Source organism: Lysinibacillus sp. NPDC097195, from assembly GCF_044762075.1.
In the GTDB taxonomy this organism is placed as follows: Bacteria; Bacillota; Bacilli; order Bacillales_A; family Planococcaceae; genus Lysinibacillus.
On record NZ_JBIWDP010000005.1, the window covers coordinates 166601 to 182055 of the forward strand.

Consider the following 15455-nt stretch of genomic DNA (forward strand, 5'->3'; position numbering starts at 1 on the left):
TCCTTTCATTCAACCTTGCTTGTCCCTTCTTTAATGTCGAAAATTTATGATAGACTATTTCATAAATTTAATAACATTCGAAGAATAAATAAAGCTAACTATATAGAGGTGAAGTATGAAAAGTTTATTCCAGTCTCTAACAGTTAAAATGATTCTTTTAATGACTATTCTAATTCTTGTCATATGCGGACTGTTTATGTATCTTTTGCAACAACATATCCGGGATACAACAGAAAAACAAATAGGTGAGGAAGCATTAAATATTGCTAAAACAGTCGCATCAATGGATGAAATTATTGCTGCCTTAGCGCATGAACAGCCTAGTGAAACAATTCAGCAAATTGTCGAACCGTTAAGACAAGACATTAACGCAGCATTCATTGTTGTTGGCAATGTGGAAGGTGTGCGTTATTCACATCCTTGCGTAAATAAAATTGGACATAAAATGGTTGGCGGTGACAATGACGCTGCATTACTTGATCGACAAGCCTATATCTCAAAAACAATAGGTTCATTAGGAGAATCTATTCGAGGTAAAGCTCCTATTATTTTAGATGATAATATTATCGGCGTTGTTTCTGTCGGTTATTTAACTGCACACATTGATACAACTATAAAGGGTCATCTATATAAATGGCTACAATACACATTGTTCATTCTCTTAATAGGGATACTAGGTGCAATTATAATCTCCCTTTATATTAAAAAATTATTATTTAATATGGAACCTATCCAAATCGCGAAGTTATATCAGCAAAACAAAGTCATTTTAGAAACTACCGACGAAGGTATATTGGCTGTTGATCATTTAAATTACATAACGACAATTAATAAAAGTGCCTACGATATACTAGATAGTACGCACAATCAAACCATTTCAGCTTGGTTAGGTAAAACAGTCGAGCATATATTTAGCCCTAAAATCGTTGAAGAAGAACACATTCATAACTTAGAACTAGCTCTCGAAGACCATCTTATTATCTTAAATAAAGCACCATTAGTTGAAAAGAAAAGAAAAATAGGATCGCTCTATACATTTAGAAAGAAAGTAGATATACAAAAAATATTTGATGAGTTAAAACAAGTAAAGCAATACGCCAATATGCAACGAGCTTATACACACGAATTTGCCAATAAACTGCATATTATTTTAGGTTTATTATTTTCTAAACAATACAATGAAGCCATTGAATTTATTCAAAAAGAGCGCAATATACAACTTAAAAATCAAGCTTTTTTAAACAGTGATATAACACCTCCTCTACTACGAGCTTTAATTCAAGGAAAAATAGCCGAAGCAGCTGAACTGGGCATAAAACTTGAGCTAAAGGAAATTTCCTCAACTATTCAATTATCGAAACTGCAGGAAGATGCTATCCTAACAGCACTTGGGAATGTCCTTCAAAACGCTATTGAAGCTTTGAAAAATTGGTCAACCTCCGATAAAGTAATTCAACTGTCCATCAACGACTATAAAAATCATTACTTATTGGAAATCCAAGATAATGGACCCGGTATTGAGCCCAACATGTATGGAGCAATTTTTTCAACGGGAGTTTCAACTAAACAGGGCTTAGATCGTGGATATGGTTTAACGATAAGCAAAAAAGCCCTCGCCAAGATTAATGGTGAGTTATTAATAGATTGTGGTGATTTATGTGGGGCTTGTTTTTTAATTATTGTTCCAAAGGAGGCCATTTTATATGACAACGAGCGTATGGATTATTGAAGATGACTTTAGAGTAGCAAACATTCACGCTGATTATATACAGAAGATTGGCGGATTTACCGTGACAGAAAGTATCCGTACAGGTCAAGAAACCATCGAAAAACTACAACAATCCTCTAACTTACCGGCAATCATTTTAACGGATTTGTATATTCCCGATGTTGAAGGCTGCTCACTAGTTCGCCATATACGTTATCACTATCCTGCCATAAAAATTATTGTTGTTTCTGCCGCAACGGAAAGGAACTTAATAAAAGACGTAGTTGATTTAGGGATAGTAGATTACTTAATTAAACCTTTCGAGCAACAACGACTGCAACAAGCATTTAAAAAGTATTTAAATGAATCACTATCATTTCATAACCGCACAAACATCACGCAACAGGATCTTGATTCAATATTTTATATTGAATCGGCTATGACTGAAGACAGCCACGTCAAAGGCATCGATTTGCATACATTACAAATTGTAAAACGTATTTTTGAAAACCAACAGATCCAAGAACTGACAGCTTCACAATTAAGTGAGCTAATTGGTTCTAGCCGTTCGACCGCTCGTCGCTATTTAGAACACCTCGTTAGCGAAAACTTTTTGTGCATAAAACCTATTTACGGCACAATCGGCAGACCTGAAAGAAAGTATATTTATGATGGAACTTATGAACAAAATAAATAGTATAACTCTTATTTAACATATGACCATATTATTCCCTTCCCTTAAGCACCGTGCTACTTTTTAATAGTCGAAATACTCAATAAAAGGGAGGGGCTTTTTTGAGTCTAAGTATTATTGGCTTTTTTACAATTATGATTATTGTTGCGCTACTAATAAGTGGTCGTGTCTCACCGCTGGTAGCAATGGTTATTCCACCAATAATAGCCGCTTTCATTGCTGGTTTTGATTTCAATGAATTGGGCGAATTTTTCAGTACTGGACTAAACTCTGTGATGCACGTAGCGGTGATGTTTATCTTTGCTATTATTTTCTTTGGCATTATGCAGGATGTTGGTTTATTCGAACCACTAATCAATAAAATGATTGCGCTTTCAAAAGGCAATGTCGTTGTCGTTGCAGTGATAACAGTACTCATTGCGGTAGTAGCTCAACTAGATGGTTCTGGCGCTTCCACGTTTCTAATTACGATTCCTGCATTATTACCTTTATATTTACGGTTACGCATGAATCCGTACCTATTGCTCTTATTAATCGCAGGAGCTGCAGCCGTGATCAATATGGTACCTTGGGGAGGTCCTTTAGGTCGTGTCGCCTCAGTATTGGAGATGGACGTTACTGAACTATGGCATCCGTTAATCATTATTCAAATAATCGGCGTCATTCTAATGGTTGTGTTGGCGTTATACTTAGGTTTTCGAGAAAAGAAACGCATTTTGAAACAATACGGCACACTGGTTGTTACGTATGATGATTATAGTGTCACGCAAGGTGTTGTGTCATCGGAAGTAGACACCAATTTACGTCGACCAAAATTATTATGGGTCAATGCGATAATTACTATTGTAGTAATCGGGATTTTAGTTGCTGGTATTGTCCCCGCAGCATTAGCCTTTTTAATTGGTGTTGCTGTTGCACTGCCCATTAACTATCGTACACCTAAAGAACAAATGGAACGTGTGCGGACACACGCCCCTAGTGCTTTAACGATGGCGTCCATTATTATAGCCGCTGGATTATTTTTGGGCATACTTAATGGTACAGGGATGTTAACGGCTATTGCCAATAATGCCGTACATATTTTACCTTCTGCACTGTCATCCTATTTACACATTATTATCGGTATTTTAGGCGTACCATTTGATTTGTTACTAAGTACGGATGCTTATTATTTCGCTTTATTTCCGGTAGTTGAACAGATTGGCTTATCTTTCGATATCGATTCGCTATCAACCGCTTACGCTATGATTATTGGTAATATCGTAGGTACATTTGTGTCACCACTTGCACCTGCTGTCTGGTTAGCTTTAGGCTTATCAGGCTTAGAAATGGGGAAACATTTAAGATACTCTTTCTTTTGGATGTGGGGGTTAAGCATTGTTTTACTTGGCATCGCTATAGCCATCGATATAATTTCAATCTAATGGTCCATAACCAGTTGTCAATGCAGCATCGACAACTGGTTTTTTAGAGCGAAAATGTAGAACCTTTAAGAATGTTTTTCGAACTTTGTATAAGAACGTTAGTGGACGAATGATGTTGTATATAGCTCTTAACGATTTCATAGCCAATGCAATATCCGATCCAAGGAGGAAGTTTGCCACCATATAAAAATTCAATATGATTGTCTAAACCTTTAACATTGATGTTAGGCAAAAAATGTGACCGCCATATAGTCAACATTTTTTTAAAAGAATAATTGTTCAACCAAGGAGCCAACCATTTAGCTCCGTAAATCTCCTCTACAGCACATTCCGCTAAACCCTCTAAAATAATTGAATCTAATAGTGTTACTTCCTTTAACGATTTATTTAAGTATTGCAATCGACAAACATGATTGTACTCATGTGCAAATAATGCTTTGAGCTCTTGCTTTTCAAGCTCACCTATTAATAAAAACAAGGCATCTGGATATGCTACGCCATTCTTATTCGTTAAATTTTGTTCCTGTGTTAGCGGGAAAATATAAATTGGTATATCAGGGCCGCTCCACTTCTTCTGTAAATATAAAAATTCCTCTTGAACAATGTTCCAAGTATGGTGCTCTTGTAATTTCTTCATATTAATTTTTTCATGGGCTCGAAAAAGTCCTTGTTGCTGCAATTCATACTGTATTAGTTGTGGCGTTCCACCTAGAAAATGTTCTAGTAATCGGCTACAAAGAATCGTACATTGTAAATCTTCCAAATCTCTACTACGCATTAATTTTTGACTAGTTTTAAACTCATGTAGCCAATCATCAGTTGATATCACCGACATACATGCACCCCCTTGCGATAGCTTATGTTTCCAATAGACAATCGGCTAGTGATAATTGTATGCAGCGGCATATATTAACTTGTAAGAACGTAGAAAGGAGGAGATTCTGTGAATCCAGCTGATTGTTATAATCTTTGCTGTAAATATCACGGTAAACGTGTAAGAATTACTGATACATCTGGCAATGTTCATGTTGGAGAAATAACTAGAGTGGATAGAAACCAGGTATGGATTCTACCTGATAGACAAAATAGAGGATATGGCTTAGGATTTTGGGGTTGGGGCTTTAGACCAGGATTTGGCGCTGGACTTGGCATTGGTTTCGCATTTGGGGCAATTGCCGGTATTGCATTAGCACCTTTATTATTTTTCTAATCTATAAATACCTAGAATATCCTTTTCTTATAGAGAAAAATAAGCCATTTCATTATTTGAAATGGCTTATTTTTTATTGAATTTTCTCTTGTTGCTGTTTGCGTTCAATTAATTCCGATACCGTTACAAATGTATAGCCCTGTTTTTTTAAGGTTGGTATGATTTCTTCTAGGGCTTTAATTGTTTGAGTGCGGTTGCCGCCTCCGTCATGAAATAAAATAACATCCCCTGGTTTTGTTCCACCGAGAACCTTCTGCACGATTTTACCTGTGCCTGGTTCTTTCCAATCTTGTGTGTCTTGATGCCAAGACCACATGACTACTTTATAACCATCTTTTACAACCGTATTAATCATCTTTTCGTTGTAATTACCACCTACAGGTCGAAATAGTACAGGCGAATAACCAGTAATGTTTGTAATCATTTGGTTTGTCTGCTGTAGTTCCTCCTGCAATTTAGGGATTGAAACTTTAAACGGGTGAGTGTAAGTATGGTTGGCTAATTCATGTCCCTCATTATAAGTCCGCGAAACAACATCTGGATACTTTTCTGCATTTTGACCAATAATAAAAAAGGTACCCTTTGCTTCATACTTAGCTAAAACATCGAGAATCATTGAGGTGTATTTAGGATGTGGGCCATCATCAAAAGTTAACGCAACAATTTTATCTTTTGTATTAATATCCCACACTACTTCACCGGTCTCCTCATATTCACTTCGCCCTTTTTCTGCAGAGGTAGTCATTCCTATAAAACCTATTGAAATGAATAAAATGCAAGCCGTCAAAAACAATACATTTTTACGTATCACAGTATCACCTCCCATGTTTTATTGCATATTACAGCTCATCTTACTATTTACGAAAGCCACTGAATTATACTACTAAACGACTGCCTGATTTTACTTATGCCATGTGAAATATTATGTTGAAAAATAATTAATCAAACAGCAAAACCATATTTAATAACTCGTTTGGATAAATCTATCCCCTAACTTTTTTATTCTTAAATAACTTTGATAAACGAAGCGTCAATTTTTGAACGAAATGTGAAACCTTTCATTCAGCCCTTTATTTTTTAAAAAATCGGTGTACAATAAAATGCATAACTGATATATAACAATAACAAATAAAACAACAACTGTTATAATACAAATTGCTATTTAAAGGAGATTTTTATAATGTGGGTTATTACTGTTTTTGAACAAAATACATATCGAATGTTTGAGTATTCTACGCAAGATGAGGCGAAGCTAGCGTTAAAAAAAATAAAACAAACTGCGATGCTCTCCTACACAAAATAATTGTATGAGTGCCAGGCACACATACAATTTCCACACAATTCAACAAGTCCTAAGTAATTTATCCACGTAGACTCCTGCGGGAACGCACGTAACGTATGACGCAACAAGCCGTGCGAACTGCGAGGGTTGCGGCTTACGTCGTGCCCGCGGAAAGCGCCGTGGATTTTTTACGCTTTAGCAAGCAGAATTGTTTGAGTGCCAGGCACTCAAACAATTTTTAGTAGAAATACCGAACACCTTTTTATCTATTGCCATATGTATAGAGAGAAAAGGAGTGATGTTCATGGTGACAATTGAGCCTATTATGATTAAAGGTCATTTTTTCACTGCTGTAGTTGTGCATTTACCGAAAACGACCTTACTAACGATTTCTAATGATACGGGCTACATTATGTGTGGTGCATTAGATGTCGGACTTTTAAATAGCCGCTTATTAGATCGAAAAATTGTTGCTGGTCGAGCGGTTGGAGTAAAAACAATCGATGAGCTATTAACAGCCCCATTAGAATCTGTTACCTTTGAAGCCGAGCAACTAGGTATATTCGCAGGCATGACTGGCGTAGAAGCATTATTAAAAATGATTTAAAACATGCTAGGGACCAGTCGGAAGGTGGAATTCAAATGTATTACTCACTTGCCCATCCACAAACACCCCATCCATCGCGAATTATGACCGTAACTGGAAGTGGAAAAATAGTCGCGCAAGCAAGCTATGTCCAATTGCAAATAGAAGTAACGACGCAAGGAAAAAATGTGCAACAAGCACAACAAGAAAATGCTAGCACGATGAATCGTGTCTTACAATCCATCTTGGCACTCACCATTCCACGGGAAAATATCCAAACTACTGCCTATACGATTGCTCCCATTTATGATTATGTAGAGGGGAAACAGGTGTTTACAGGCTATGAAGTGACAAATGCCATTACTGTTAAAGTACCAGATACAAATCTTGTAGGGTCCGTGATTGATACAGCTGTAGAAAATGGAGCTAACCGTATTTCCTCTATTCAGTTCAAAATCGATCATGCCGATGTATACTACCAGCAGGCCCTTAGCTTGGCACTTCATAATGCACAAATGAAAGCAAACACCATCGCACAAACGATGCATTTATCATTACAGCCTCAACCACTAGAAATAGTGGAAGAAAACGAAAGCGGACCTGTGCTCTATAAATCGATGGCAATGGCTGACTCGTCGCTCACAACACCTATTGAACAAGGGCAAACAACTATCAGTGCTGTTGTTCGCGTTACATTTCAATATTAAAAATAAGCCAGACTGCATTTACTCGAATGTAGTCCGGCTCTTTGTTCTATGGTTGGGCATTCCATATCCGTTCAATAACCGCTTCATGACCCATATAGCTTATTTGGTAAACATCAGGATTACTTAACTTTTGCCAAAACTGAAAATCTACATCACGCTGATAGCTCTTTAACAATAAAGCTATTAGGTTGCCATGACTAACGATAACAGTATGTTCCGTTGCACTTTCTAATACTTCTTTTACAACGTTTGTCACGCGGATCATAGCCTCTCGACTGGACTCCCCACCCTTATATTTCAAATCTAAATCAGTAAAAGTGCCTTGTAGTTTTTCAAACCAATCCGGTAAGTTGTCCACGCTTAATATGCGTTCAGAAAGCCGGTCATCTATTTCAATTAGGTTATTTGTACTTTTACTTAATGGCTCGATTGATTGAATGGCGCGTAAAAAAGGACTCGAAATGATGCGATCAATTTGCATCGTTTGAAAAAATTCTGCTAAATACGCTGCTTGCTTAAGCCCATTATCCGTTAAAGGGGCATGTAAAGATTGCCCTTGGGCTTCACAATGTCTCACAATATAAATTCTTTTCAATTAGCTAACCTCCTTTTTGATATCAACAGACAAACCTTATATTACCATTTTAAAAACACTCATGATTGAGAAATATCCATCATATATTTAGTCAGTGTAAAAGATGATCTTAGAGGAGGATATGATGCAAGCAGAAAACAAACGCCTTCGAGAAATTCAACATCTTGCTCATGAAATTATGGATGAGATGAACGCAGGGAAAGAACTGAATGAGCTCGATACGTTAATTCCAGTCATTGATAATTTAGCAAGAGCAATCGGTGATTTGACAGACGCATTTGGAAACTATTCAATCGATTATGTCGAGGAAAAGGTAAAAAATGCACATGCCCTGTTGTTTAAGAAGGATAAAATAGATATGTACCAATTACGACTTTAGCGTATAACCGCCGAAGCGGACATCCACGGCATAGCAAAAAAGTGTTAGATTGATTGTCGTCAATCTAACACTTCTCTTGTGCCCGGCCTCTACCGTCATTAATGCTCTTCAGGTGTAAATGTTTTGCAATCTGTTTCTTCACTATTGGATGCCTGCTGACCATTTTGACTAACAACGTAAATAGCTTCTGCAGTACATTTGTTTCCAGAGCCCCAATACGTGCAGTTATTGACTTCACATAAAATCTGTTGTGCCATCGTATCACACCTCCTCTTTTGTTATCCTTAACAAAATCGAGGTTTTCAATACTTCATGGAATACAGAAGCCTCAAAATAACCGAAAAATCAGCTATGTTTTCATCCCCTTTTAACAGCGACTAATTTATTCGCTGCATGACAGTGCCGAATATTATTGTCATGTTGATCCTCAAATTGATAGGAACGATAATAGGCAATTGACCACTGCTGATATAAATCTTTAATTTCACCTTCTTTACATATCCCTTTGACAAATGGAGCTAAATCTTCTGGAATAGCTACTTCGTCTGTAAATACGGTAATAATATTGATACCATCTTGCTTTGTATGAGATTGCATTAACTGAATAAGTCGATGCCAATCTTGTCGTTCTAAAAAATGAAATAAGCCATGGGATATAATACAATCATAGGTGTTATTAAACTCATATGTCGTAATATCTTGAACATCTGCATGTAAGTTATGTAATTGGTGCAACGCTTTGTATCGATTAATTTTGGCAATCCCAGCCTCTGATATATCAACGGCTTCCACCTCAAATCCAAGCTGTGCTAAATACACTGCATGCCTACCATCACCACATCCAATATCTAAAATGCGTGCACCCGCTTGTAATCTTTGGGCCCATTCAACGACTTCCTCGCTTGGGTTACCAAAAGCGTAATGTGTATCTGCTAAGTAATCTTGCTCCCAAAACGGCTTCACTCTACCATCTCCTCGATTAATAACATGCTTTGACAGTAACTTTATCAAAGCATGCTGACTATCTAGTTCTTAATAATTAGCATATCATTTTTATCAAATTCCCACATATCTCCATGCGCAACTTCCCAATAAAAACCGTTGGGATCTTGGAAATAGCCGCTATAGCCTCCCCAAAATACAGTTTCAGGCGCCTTTACTATGTTTGCACCTGCATTTTTAGCTAATAAAAATACTTCATCCACTTCTTCCTTAGACTTCCCATTATAGGCGAGTGTGATGCCATTAAAGCCCGTGCCTACTGTTGGTGGATTCGCTTCATTGATGTCCTTAACTAATCGCTCTATTGGAAATAGCGAAATTTTTGTACCGCCATTATTAAAAAAAATCACATCAGGGTTGGATTCATCTCCATAAACCACTACCTCAAAGCCAAGCCCATCACGATAAAACGCTAGTGATTCAACCATATTTTTCACACCTAATGTAATTAAATTTAAACGATTCATCCGAAAACCTCCAATTCTAAAGTGTCTAATACTTATTCTACTATTATCATTGAATTCCCTTTTATCCCTATATATACAACACAAATCCGTATGCCGCTACATAAGATACACTAAGCTATTAGACTATAGATGGGAGGAATTTCGCTGTATTACAATTCTTATCCGTATTACGTTTATACAAACCAATATCCAAATTGGAGCAATGTAAATCCGCCTTCACCGTATCATTTCCCTAGACAGCTTGCGATGCCTACATCTCCTACAACCCCCGCTCAGTATCCGCCAATTAATACACTGAAGTTTAAGACGTCCGCTAAGCAAATCCAGCCCATTATGCAACAAGCTCAATTACTGACAGAGAAAATTGAAGGGTCTGAACAATTTGCACATGATCTTAAAAATGCCGCTCAACTTTCCAAACAAGATGAGGTCGAAAAACTGATTTCCTCTGCCGGTGTGACGACGAAATTTGAAGCAAAATATACACCTGACAATATTCGTATTGTCTTAAAAGAAGGTGGATGCTGTAGTATAGCCGTCACGTTGTATTGGTGATGGAAAAGAGCCTTCTACTAAACTTGAAAACTATATTGGTTATACTAGAACATTCAGTATTAATGCCAAAGCAAAAAAGTGTTAGATTGATTGTCATCAATCTAACACTTTTTTGCTTAAGTCTCGGCTTCTACCGTCATTAATGCTCTTCAGGTGTAAACGTTTTGCATCCTGTCTCTTCACTATTGGATGCACGCTGACCGTTTTGACTAACAACGAAAATAGCCTCTGCAGTACATTTATTTCCTGAACCCCAATACGTGCAGTTATTGACTTCACATAGAATCTGTTGTGCCATCGTATCACACCCCCTCAAATCTATTTATAATAATTCTAAATAATCATATAAAACAATTCAATAATCAAGAGATAAATCAGTGTTATTTAACTATCCATTTGAAAATAATACAAAAAAACTATATTATCTGAATTATTTGTTTTCTCAAAAACTTTGTATTAATTTGCTGTTTTTTTATCTTATTTGATATGTACGACTAAATTTATACATCAAATTAGCTTATGCCTCGTTTTGAAAGAACAAAAAACTATAACGTAAAATATGAGAGAATCCAGTTATATCGCAATCTATATCCGAGTTGTAATTTTTATAACCATGCACTCCTATCGAACTTGTAAACTATTTTAAATTATGCTAAAGTATTTCTTATTAATATTTCTGAATATTTATATATTTTTTCTTATCAAGAGAGATGGAGGGATTGGCCCTACGAAGTCTCAGCAACCAGTCTTAGGCATGGTGCTAATTCCAATTGGCGATATTCGCAAAAAGATGAGAAGACAGACTTCAGTAGCATTAGAGTCCTCTTCTACAAGTAGGGCTCTTTTTTTGTTTTTGAACTATCATCACGAGCGTAATGGAGCGGCGGCGACTACAGCGGAAAAACAGAGCATAGTAAAGGAAGCAGCTCGGTGCTCAAAGTAGGCGTTCGCCATGGTGTACCTCTTGCTGTTCGTATTGCATGATGGAATTGTTTCACCACTACTAATAAAGAAAGCAGGGATTTATCATGTCAAATGAACTTTTACAAGCATTACAACTATTAAAATCTAAACAATGGATCGACTTAACACACACATTCGGCCCTAACTCACCCCACTTCTTCATGTTTGAGGATGCAAAATTTGAAACGTTATTTACTCATGATGACGGCTTCCTCGCACAACAATTTACGTTTCCGGGGCAATATGGCACACATATCGACCCACCGATTCATTTCGTTCGGGATACTCGTTATTTAGACGAATTAGCATTAAAAGAACTTGTTCTTCCTCTTATTGTCATTGATAAATCCAAGGAAGCTGAAGCGAATCATGACTTCACATTAAGCGTACAAGATATTTTAGATTTCGAGGCGGAGCATGGAGAAATAGCAGCAGGGACGTTTGTTGCACTGCGTACAGATTGGAGTAAACGTTGGCCTGACAAGGATTTATTCAGTAATAAAGACAAAGATGGTCATAACCATATTCCAGGTTGGGGATTAGAAGCATTACAATTTTTATTTTCAAAACGGAAAATAAGTGCTATCGGCCACGAAACTTTTGACACGGATTCAGCGGCTGATTTTCGCAAAAATGGCAAGTTAGATGGCGAATACTTTGTATTAGATCAGGATACATATCAAATTGAATTAATGACCAACTTAGATAAGCTACCTACAAAAGGAGCTGTTATTTTTAATATTGTGGCAAAGCCAGAGAAAGCATCTGGTTTCCCTGTGCGCTCATTTGCTATTTTGCCTTAATTATAAACAATAAGGTCTGCTTCCAAATGAAGCAGACCTTTTTATTTCATCGTATTTCTTTTTTTAATTATTAAGTAAACAATAACCAGTAGGACTATAAACAGTAGTATTGCATACAGGCTGTATTGAGATAAATACAAGCCAACATAGCGCCATTTATTTCCTAATACTATCCCTAACGTAATGAAGGTAAATGTCCAGATGATAGCACCGGCATAGGCGTAGACAGCAAATTTTTTATAAGGATAATTGTTAATAGCAGCAATATAGGCTGTGATATGCCGTATACCTGGAATAAAGAAGCCAATTAGTAACAGCACAGGACCAATTTTATTAAATAATTTTCTAGTATAATCTATTTTTTGCGTAGTTATATGAATTTTAGGTCCATATTTTTGTAATAACGGTAAGCCAAAACGATAGCCTATATAATAGCTAAGTGTAATGCCCCCCGCAGCGCCCACAGCAGCACTTATTAATGTCGGAATATGTTCTAAGTTTTCACGATAAACACAGTATCCTATGTAAGTTAAAAAAATTTCGTCAGGAAGTGGCAACCCGACAATCCCTCCAACTAGTATCAGTATAATGCCAAAATACCCGTAATGTTCAATTAGAGATTGCACATGATGTACCATGATCTACCCCACCTAAAGCCTAAATTTTTCTATTAGTCCTTACATTAACATAAGCAACTTAAAGTCCATTTATTCTAAAATGATTTTTGCATAGATTTATTCATTATTACATGTATAGTAATATTGTACAATCTTTACAGTTTTATTTTTTGCTAAATTCAGTTATTTACTATGATTCCCTTTATCGTATTTACCTAAATCAGCTGCAGCTTTTGCAGTGCATAGTCAATGCCCTCTTCAGTCGATTTCAGCGTGATCATATCAGCTATATTTTTTAATGCTACGCTACCATTCCCCATTGCAACCCCATATCCAACTTGCTTGAACATCTCAATATCATTATCCCCATCACCAAAAGCAACTGCCTCTTCGGGCCGCAGCTTTAAATGCTTCAGTACGGCTTTAACCGCAATGGATTTTGATACTTCCACTTGTAAAACATTTGTAATCATTGGATGCCATCTTTCAAACTTTAAATGAGGAAATTGTGTAATGTACTTTTTCTCGTCCTGGTTATTTACATATAAACACATTAAATAAACTTGTTTATTTAAAATATTATCATCAATTGGAGGATATTCAGCTATAGATAATGTCTCTTTCATAGCCTGTAGTGTTGCAGGATGATGCACTCCATTCATTGATAATTGATTGGTGAAAAATGACAAGCTATTATAATTGTCATCAGCAAATGCTTTTACACTTTTTACTATATCTTGTGCGATAGTACTAGCATAAATTATTTGGTCCCCATGTTGAACATACGCACCATTCGCCGTAATAAATGTTTCAATACCTAATTCTTGCAAAGTGTGGCACATAGAAAACGGACGCCCCGTCGCAGCTACTAATCGAATGCCTTTATTTTTTAGTTTTTGTAGTGCCTTTTTTGTACTACTTTCAATACAACCATCCTCATAATTAATGAGCGTGCCATCGACATCAAAAAATATAATTTTACAGTCCATTCAATTATAAGCTCCTTTTAGGAAAATATAGGTATCACCCCTTTTTATTGTACTTGATAAATAATAATATTTCTTTCTTGCATTAGCATATTATTGAATAGTAAAAAAATCCTACATATATTATAATAAACCTACTTATAAATTTTCTTAAAAAGAGGGTTCTAGGTCTGTCAGATGTAATTTAATAAAGTAGATTTAAATTATTTAACTTTTACATATAAACCACCGATAAATACTATTGCCAGTATATTTAAGCAAACATTTACCGTCGATAAGGCGTAAACTAAAAACATAGAATAGCTAAAATAGTAAATTTCCATTACATATATTGAACGAGTGTTTTCACTATTTAAATAGAACTAAAGAAATGTAAAAAAACTCGATGCAAAGGAGTTGGTTCATATGGGTTTTAATATTTACTACTACGAAAGTAATGTGGATTGTAAATTTTGCAAAAAACAATATACAACCTATAAGGTACGTCCGAATCGTTTTAAAGTAGTCGAAGAGCAATCTGATTTTATGCCTGTTTACGAAGGCTTAAATCCACTGCTGTATGAAGTTGCCGTATGCCCGCATTGCGGATATGCCTACCATAAATCGATGACACGAACGTACGGACCTTTTATGCTACTAATCGACGAACTGTATATTAAAGAACTCCAAAAACCTATGAACATCTGCCAGGAACGGACTATTGATGATGCCATTGTTAGCTACAAATTAGCCTATCTCGTCGCAAAAGCTTCTATGGAAGAGGCGCTTTTAATGGCTAATATCGCACTAAAAATAGCTTGGCTGTATCGTTTAAAAAATGAAAGTGAAGCGGAAATTCACTATTTACAAGCAGCCAGAGATTTTTATAGTAAATCTTTTGCTTCTAATCAAGAGGGTAGTGAACGTATTCAATACTTACATGCTGAATTAAGTCTTCGCCTCGGCGATATTGTAGAAGCAAAAAAAGGCTTCTCACGCTTGATTGCTGATCGTAGTGTTTCAAATAAATATCGCAAATTAGCACGTACTCGTTGGGAAAACTATAAATATGACGAGCACCCGCAAAATGTCGCTGACAATACACATGAAATTATTAAATAGTTGGGAAGGGAGAGGAAACGCATGCTGCTGTCCGGGAAGAAAATAGATGCACGAGAAGAAGATATTTTCTCAGAATTACATCATTTTTTACTAAGGAAAAATCATCGTCACTTAACGAATGATGAAATTGTTGCATTAACAGGCATTTCATCGGACTTACTTTATAAATGGGTGAAGACAGGGAAATTAAAAACTTCAATCTTCCCTAATCTTGGTGCACCATGTGAACGATGCGGTAAAATTACACAAGCGAAAATTTGTGTAAACTGTGCTTCATCCATTGTTAACACCTTACAGCAAGAAGAAAAGGATCAAGCATGGTTTAATAAAATCCAGCGCCAAAATCCAAGAGCTAGCGCATACCATTACAAGTAAA

General features: G+C 36.3%; 21 protein-coding genes and 1 riboswitch. Of the genes, 12 read left to right on the top strand and 9 right to left on the bottom strand.

All coding sequences use genetic code 11. The features are described 5' to 3' along the window. Window positions 1-115 precede the first annotated feature (115 nt). The 3 genes from ACIQXI_RS19070 (at window position 116) to ACIQXI_RS19080 (ending at window position 3826) form a co-directional block, all read left to right on the top strand. Window positions 116-1729, top strand: a complete 1614-nt coding sequence (locus ACIQXI_RS19070; protein WP_402927787.1) for an ATP-binding protein — start codon at window positions 116-118, stop codon at window positions 1727-1729. Next, window positions 1704-2405, top strand: a complete 702-nt coding sequence (locus ACIQXI_RS19075) for a response regulator (protein WP_402927789.1) — start codon at window positions 1704-1706, stop codon at window positions 2403-2405. The genes ACIQXI_RS19070 and ACIQXI_RS19075 overlap by 26 nt, the downstream gene beginning before the upstream one ends. A gap of 98 nt (window positions 2406-2503) precedes the next feature. Further along, window positions 2504-3826, top strand: a complete 1323-nt coding sequence (locus ACIQXI_RS19080; RefSeq protein ID WP_402927791.1) for a CitMHS family transporter — start codon at window positions 2504-2506, stop codon at window positions 3824-3826. Between the two features lie 43 nt (window positions 3827-3869). On the opposite strand, the gene ACIQXI_RS19085 is transcribed toward ACIQXI_RS19080, so the two are convergent. Beyond that, window positions 3870-4661: a DUF2268 domain-containing putative Zn-dependent protease gene (locus ACIQXI_RS19085; protein WP_402927792.1), complete on the bottom strand. Its 792-nt coding sequence runs from the start codon at window positions 4659-4661 to the stop codon at window positions 3870-3872. A gap of 108 nt (window positions 4662-4769) precedes the next feature. Between ACIQXI_RS19085 and ACIQXI_RS19090 the strand changes: the two genes are divergently transcribed. Beyond that, the gene (locus tag ACIQXI_RS19090) at window positions 4770-5036 is read left to right on the top strand and encodes a hypothetical protein (RefSeq protein WP_402927794.1); all 267 of its coding nucleotides are present in this window, start codon (window positions 4770-4772) and stop codon (window positions 5034-5036) included. A 73-nt stretch (window positions 5037-5109) separates the two neighbouring features. Here the strand turns inward: ACIQXI_RS19090 and ACIQXI_RS19095 are convergent, their stop codons facing one another. Then, window positions 5110-5781, bottom strand: a complete 672-nt coding sequence (locus ACIQXI_RS19095; RefSeq protein WP_402927858.1) for a polysaccharide deacetylase family protein — start codon at window positions 5779-5781, stop codon at window positions 5110-5112. A gap of 435 nt (window positions 5782-6216) precedes the next feature. Here ACIQXI_RS19095 and ACIQXI_RS19100 point away from each other — a divergent pair, with 435 nt between their 5' ends. From ACIQXI_RS19100 to ACIQXI_RS19110, 3 genes are all read left to right on the top strand, one after another. Continuing rightward, window positions 6217-6339, top strand: coding sequence for a hypothetical protein (locus tag ACIQXI_RS19100; protein WP_402927795.1), 123 nt, complete (start codon window positions 6217-6219; stop codon window positions 6337-6339). 283 nt (window positions 6340-6622) lie between these two features. Beyond that, window positions 6623-6925, top strand: a complete 303-nt coding sequence (locus tag ACIQXI_RS19105; protein ID WP_402927796.1) for a YunC family protein — start codon at window positions 6623-6625, stop codon at window positions 6923-6925. Window positions 6926-6960: 35 nt separating this feature from the next. After that, complete coding sequence (locus tag ACIQXI_RS19110; RefSeq protein ID WP_402927797.1) at window positions 6961-7611, top strand: SIMPL domain-containing protein; 651 nt, start codon at window positions 6961-6963, stop codon at window positions 7609-7611. A 46-nt stretch (window positions 7612-7657) separates the two neighbouring features. Here ACIQXI_RS19110 and ACIQXI_RS19115 read toward each other — a convergent pair whose 3' ends face one another. After that, a complete protein-coding gene (locus ACIQXI_RS19115; protein WP_402927799.1) occupies window positions 7658-8206 on the bottom strand; it encodes a histidine phosphatase family protein in 549 nt (182 codons plus the stop codon). A gap of 124 nt (window positions 8207-8330) precedes the next feature. On the opposite strand from ACIQXI_RS19115, the gene ACIQXI_RS19120 reads away from it, so the two are divergent. Next, entirely contained in the window at window positions 8331-8585 is a 255-nt protein-coding gene (locus ACIQXI_RS19120; RefSeq protein WP_402927801.1) for a group-specific protein, read from the top strand. 98 nt (window positions 8586-8683) lie between these two features. On the opposite strand, the gene ACIQXI_RS19125 is transcribed toward ACIQXI_RS19120, so the two are convergent. The 3 genes from ACIQXI_RS19125 to ACIQXI_RS19135 all read right to left on the bottom strand — a co-directional run bounded on the left by ACIQXI_RS19125 (window position 8684) and on the right by ACIQXI_RS19135 (window position 10054). After that, a complete protein-coding gene (locus tag ACIQXI_RS19125) occupies window positions 8684-8842 on the bottom strand; it encodes a DUF1540 domain-containing protein (protein ID WP_402927802.1) in 159 nt (52 codons plus the stop codon). Between the two features lie 100 nt (window positions 8843-8942). Next, the gene (locus ACIQXI_RS19130) at window positions 8943-9548 is read right to left on the bottom strand and encodes a methyltransferase domain-containing protein (protein WP_402927803.1); all 606 of its coding nucleotides are present in this window, start codon (window positions 9546-9548) and stop codon (window positions 8943-8945) included. 62 nt (window positions 9549-9610) lie between these two features. After that, window positions 9611-10054, bottom strand: a complete 444-nt coding sequence (locus tag ACIQXI_RS19135) for a VOC family protein (protein WP_402927804.1) — start codon at window positions 10052-10054, stop codon at window positions 9611-9613. Window positions 10055-10183: 129 nt separating this feature from the next. On the opposite strand from ACIQXI_RS19135, the gene ACIQXI_RS19140 reads away from it, so the two are divergent. Then, window positions 10184-10609 carry a YuzC family spore coat inner layer protein gene (locus ACIQXI_RS19140; protein WP_402927805.1) on the top strand — a complete coding sequence of 142 codons (426 nt, stop codon included), beginning with the start codon at window positions 10184-10186 and terminating at the stop codon, window positions 10607-10609. 139 nt (window positions 10610-10748) lie between these two features. Here the strand turns inward: ACIQXI_RS19140 and ACIQXI_RS19145 are convergent, their stop codons facing one another. After that, a complete protein-coding gene (locus ACIQXI_RS19145) occupies window positions 10749-10907 on the bottom strand; it encodes a DUF1540 domain-containing protein (protein WP_402927806.1) in 159 nt (52 codons plus the stop codon). A gap of 397 nt (window positions 10908-11304) precedes the next feature. Beyond that, window positions 11305-11406: riboswitch (SAM riboswitch) on the top strand. 231 nt (window positions 11407-11637) lie between these two features. On the opposite strand from ACIQXI_RS19145, the gene ACIQXI_RS19150 reads away from it, so the two are divergent. Next, on the top strand, window positions 11638-12375 hold the full coding sequence (locus tag ACIQXI_RS19150) for a cyclase family protein (protein ID WP_402927808.1): 738 nt from the start codon (window positions 11638-11640) through the stop codon (window positions 12373-12375). A 41-nt stretch (window positions 12376-12416) separates the two neighbouring features. On the opposite strand, the gene ACIQXI_RS19155 is transcribed toward ACIQXI_RS19150, so the two are convergent. Then, a complete protein-coding gene (locus ACIQXI_RS19155) occupies window positions 12417-13013 on the bottom strand; it encodes a DedA family protein (RefSeq protein ID WP_402927809.1) in 597 nt (198 codons plus the stop codon). A gap of 194 nt (window positions 13014-13207) precedes the next feature. Further along, window positions 13208-13981: a Cof-type HAD-IIB family hydrolase gene (locus ACIQXI_RS19160; RefSeq protein WP_402927810.1), complete on the bottom strand. Its 774-nt coding sequence runs from the start codon at window positions 13979-13981 to the stop codon at window positions 13208-13210. 402 nt (window positions 13982-14383) lie between these two features. Here ACIQXI_RS19160 and ACIQXI_RS19165 point away from each other — a divergent pair, with 402 nt between their 5' ends. Both ACIQXI_RS19165 and ACIQXI_RS19170 read left to right on the top strand, forming a co-directional pair. After that, entirely contained in the window at window positions 14384-15079 is a 696-nt protein-coding gene (locus ACIQXI_RS19165; protein ID WP_402927811.1) for a DUF2225 domain-containing protein, read from the top strand. A 21-nt stretch (window positions 15080-15100) separates the two neighbouring features. After that, the gene (locus tag ACIQXI_RS19170; RefSeq protein ID WP_402927812.1) at window positions 15101-15454 is read left to right on the top strand and encodes a hypothetical protein; all 354 of its coding nucleotides are present in this window, start codon (window positions 15101-15103) and stop codon (window positions 15452-15454) included. The last annotated feature ends 1 nt before the right edge of the window (window position 15455 follow it).

What these genes read in the sequence shown, in the direction of transcription:
- ACIQXI_RS19070 (WP_402927787.1), top strand. Translation starts at nt 116, where the DNA reads ATGAAAAGTTTATTCCAGTCTCTAACAGTTAAAATGATTCTTTTAATG.
- ACIQXI_RS19075 (WP_402927789.1), top strand. Translation starts at nt 1,704, where the DNA reads ATGACAACGAGCGTATGGATTATTGAAGATGACTTTAGAGTAGCAAAC.
- ACIQXI_RS19085 (WP_402927792.1), bottom strand. Translation starts at nt 4,661, where the DNA reads ATGTCGGTGATATCAACTGATGATTGGCTACATGAGTTTAAAACTAGT.
- ACIQXI_RS19095 (WP_402927858.1), bottom strand. Translation starts at nt 5,781, where the DNA reads ATGACTACCTCTGCAGAAAAAGGGCGAAGTGAATATGAGGAGACCGGT.
- ACIQXI_RS19100 (WP_402927795.1), top strand. Translation starts at nt 6,217, where the DNA reads ATGTGGGTTATTACTGTTTTTGAACAAAATACATATCGAATGTTTGAG.
- ACIQXI_RS19105 (WP_402927796.1), top strand. Translation starts at nt 6,623, where the DNA reads ATGGTGACAATTGAGCCTATTATGATTAAAGGTCATTTTTTCACTGCT.
- ACIQXI_RS19110 (WP_402927797.1), top strand. Translation starts at nt 6,961, where the DNA reads ATGTATTACTCACTTGCCCATCCACAAACACCCCATCCATCGCGAATT.
- ACIQXI_RS19120 (WP_402927801.1), top strand. Translation starts at nt 8,331, where the DNA reads ATGCAAGCAGAAAACAAACGCCTTCGAGAAATTCAACATCTTGCTCAT.
- ACIQXI_RS19125 (WP_402927802.1), bottom strand. Translation starts at nt 8,842, where the DNA reads ATGGCACAACAGATTTTATGTGAAGTCAATAACTGCACGTATTGGGGC.
- ACIQXI_RS19135 (WP_402927804.1), bottom strand. Translation starts at nt 10,054, where the DNA reads ATGAATCGTTTAAATTTAATTACATTAGGTGTGAAAAATATGGTTGAA.
- ACIQXI_RS19140 (WP_402927805.1), top strand. Translation starts at nt 10,184, where the DNA reads ATGGGAGGAATTTCGCTGTATTACAATTCTTATCCGTATTACGTTTAT.
- ACIQXI_RS19145 (WP_402927806.1), bottom strand. Translation starts at nt 10,907, where the DNA reads ATGGCACAACAGATTCTATGTGAAGTCAATAACTGCACGTATTGGGGT.
- ACIQXI_RS19150 (WP_402927808.1), top strand. Translation starts at nt 11,638, where the DNA reads ATGTCAAATGAACTTTTACAAGCATTACAACTATTAAAATCTAAACAA.
- ACIQXI_RS19155 (WP_402927809.1), bottom strand. Translation starts at nt 13,013, where the DNA reads ATGGTACATCATGTGCAATCTCTAATTGAACATTACGGGTATTTTGGC.
- ACIQXI_RS19160 (WP_402927810.1), bottom strand. Translation starts at nt 13,981, where the DNA reads ATGGACTGTAAAATTATATTTTTTGATGTCGATGGCACGCTCATTAAT.
- ACIQXI_RS19165 (WP_402927811.1), top strand. Translation starts at nt 14,384, where the DNA reads ATGGGTTTTAATATTTACTACTACGAAAGTAATGTGGATTGTAAATTT.
- ACIQXI_RS19170 (WP_402927812.1), top strand. Translation starts at nt 15,101, where the DNA reads ATGCTGCTGTCCGGGAAGAAAATAGATGCACGAGAAGAAGATATTTTC.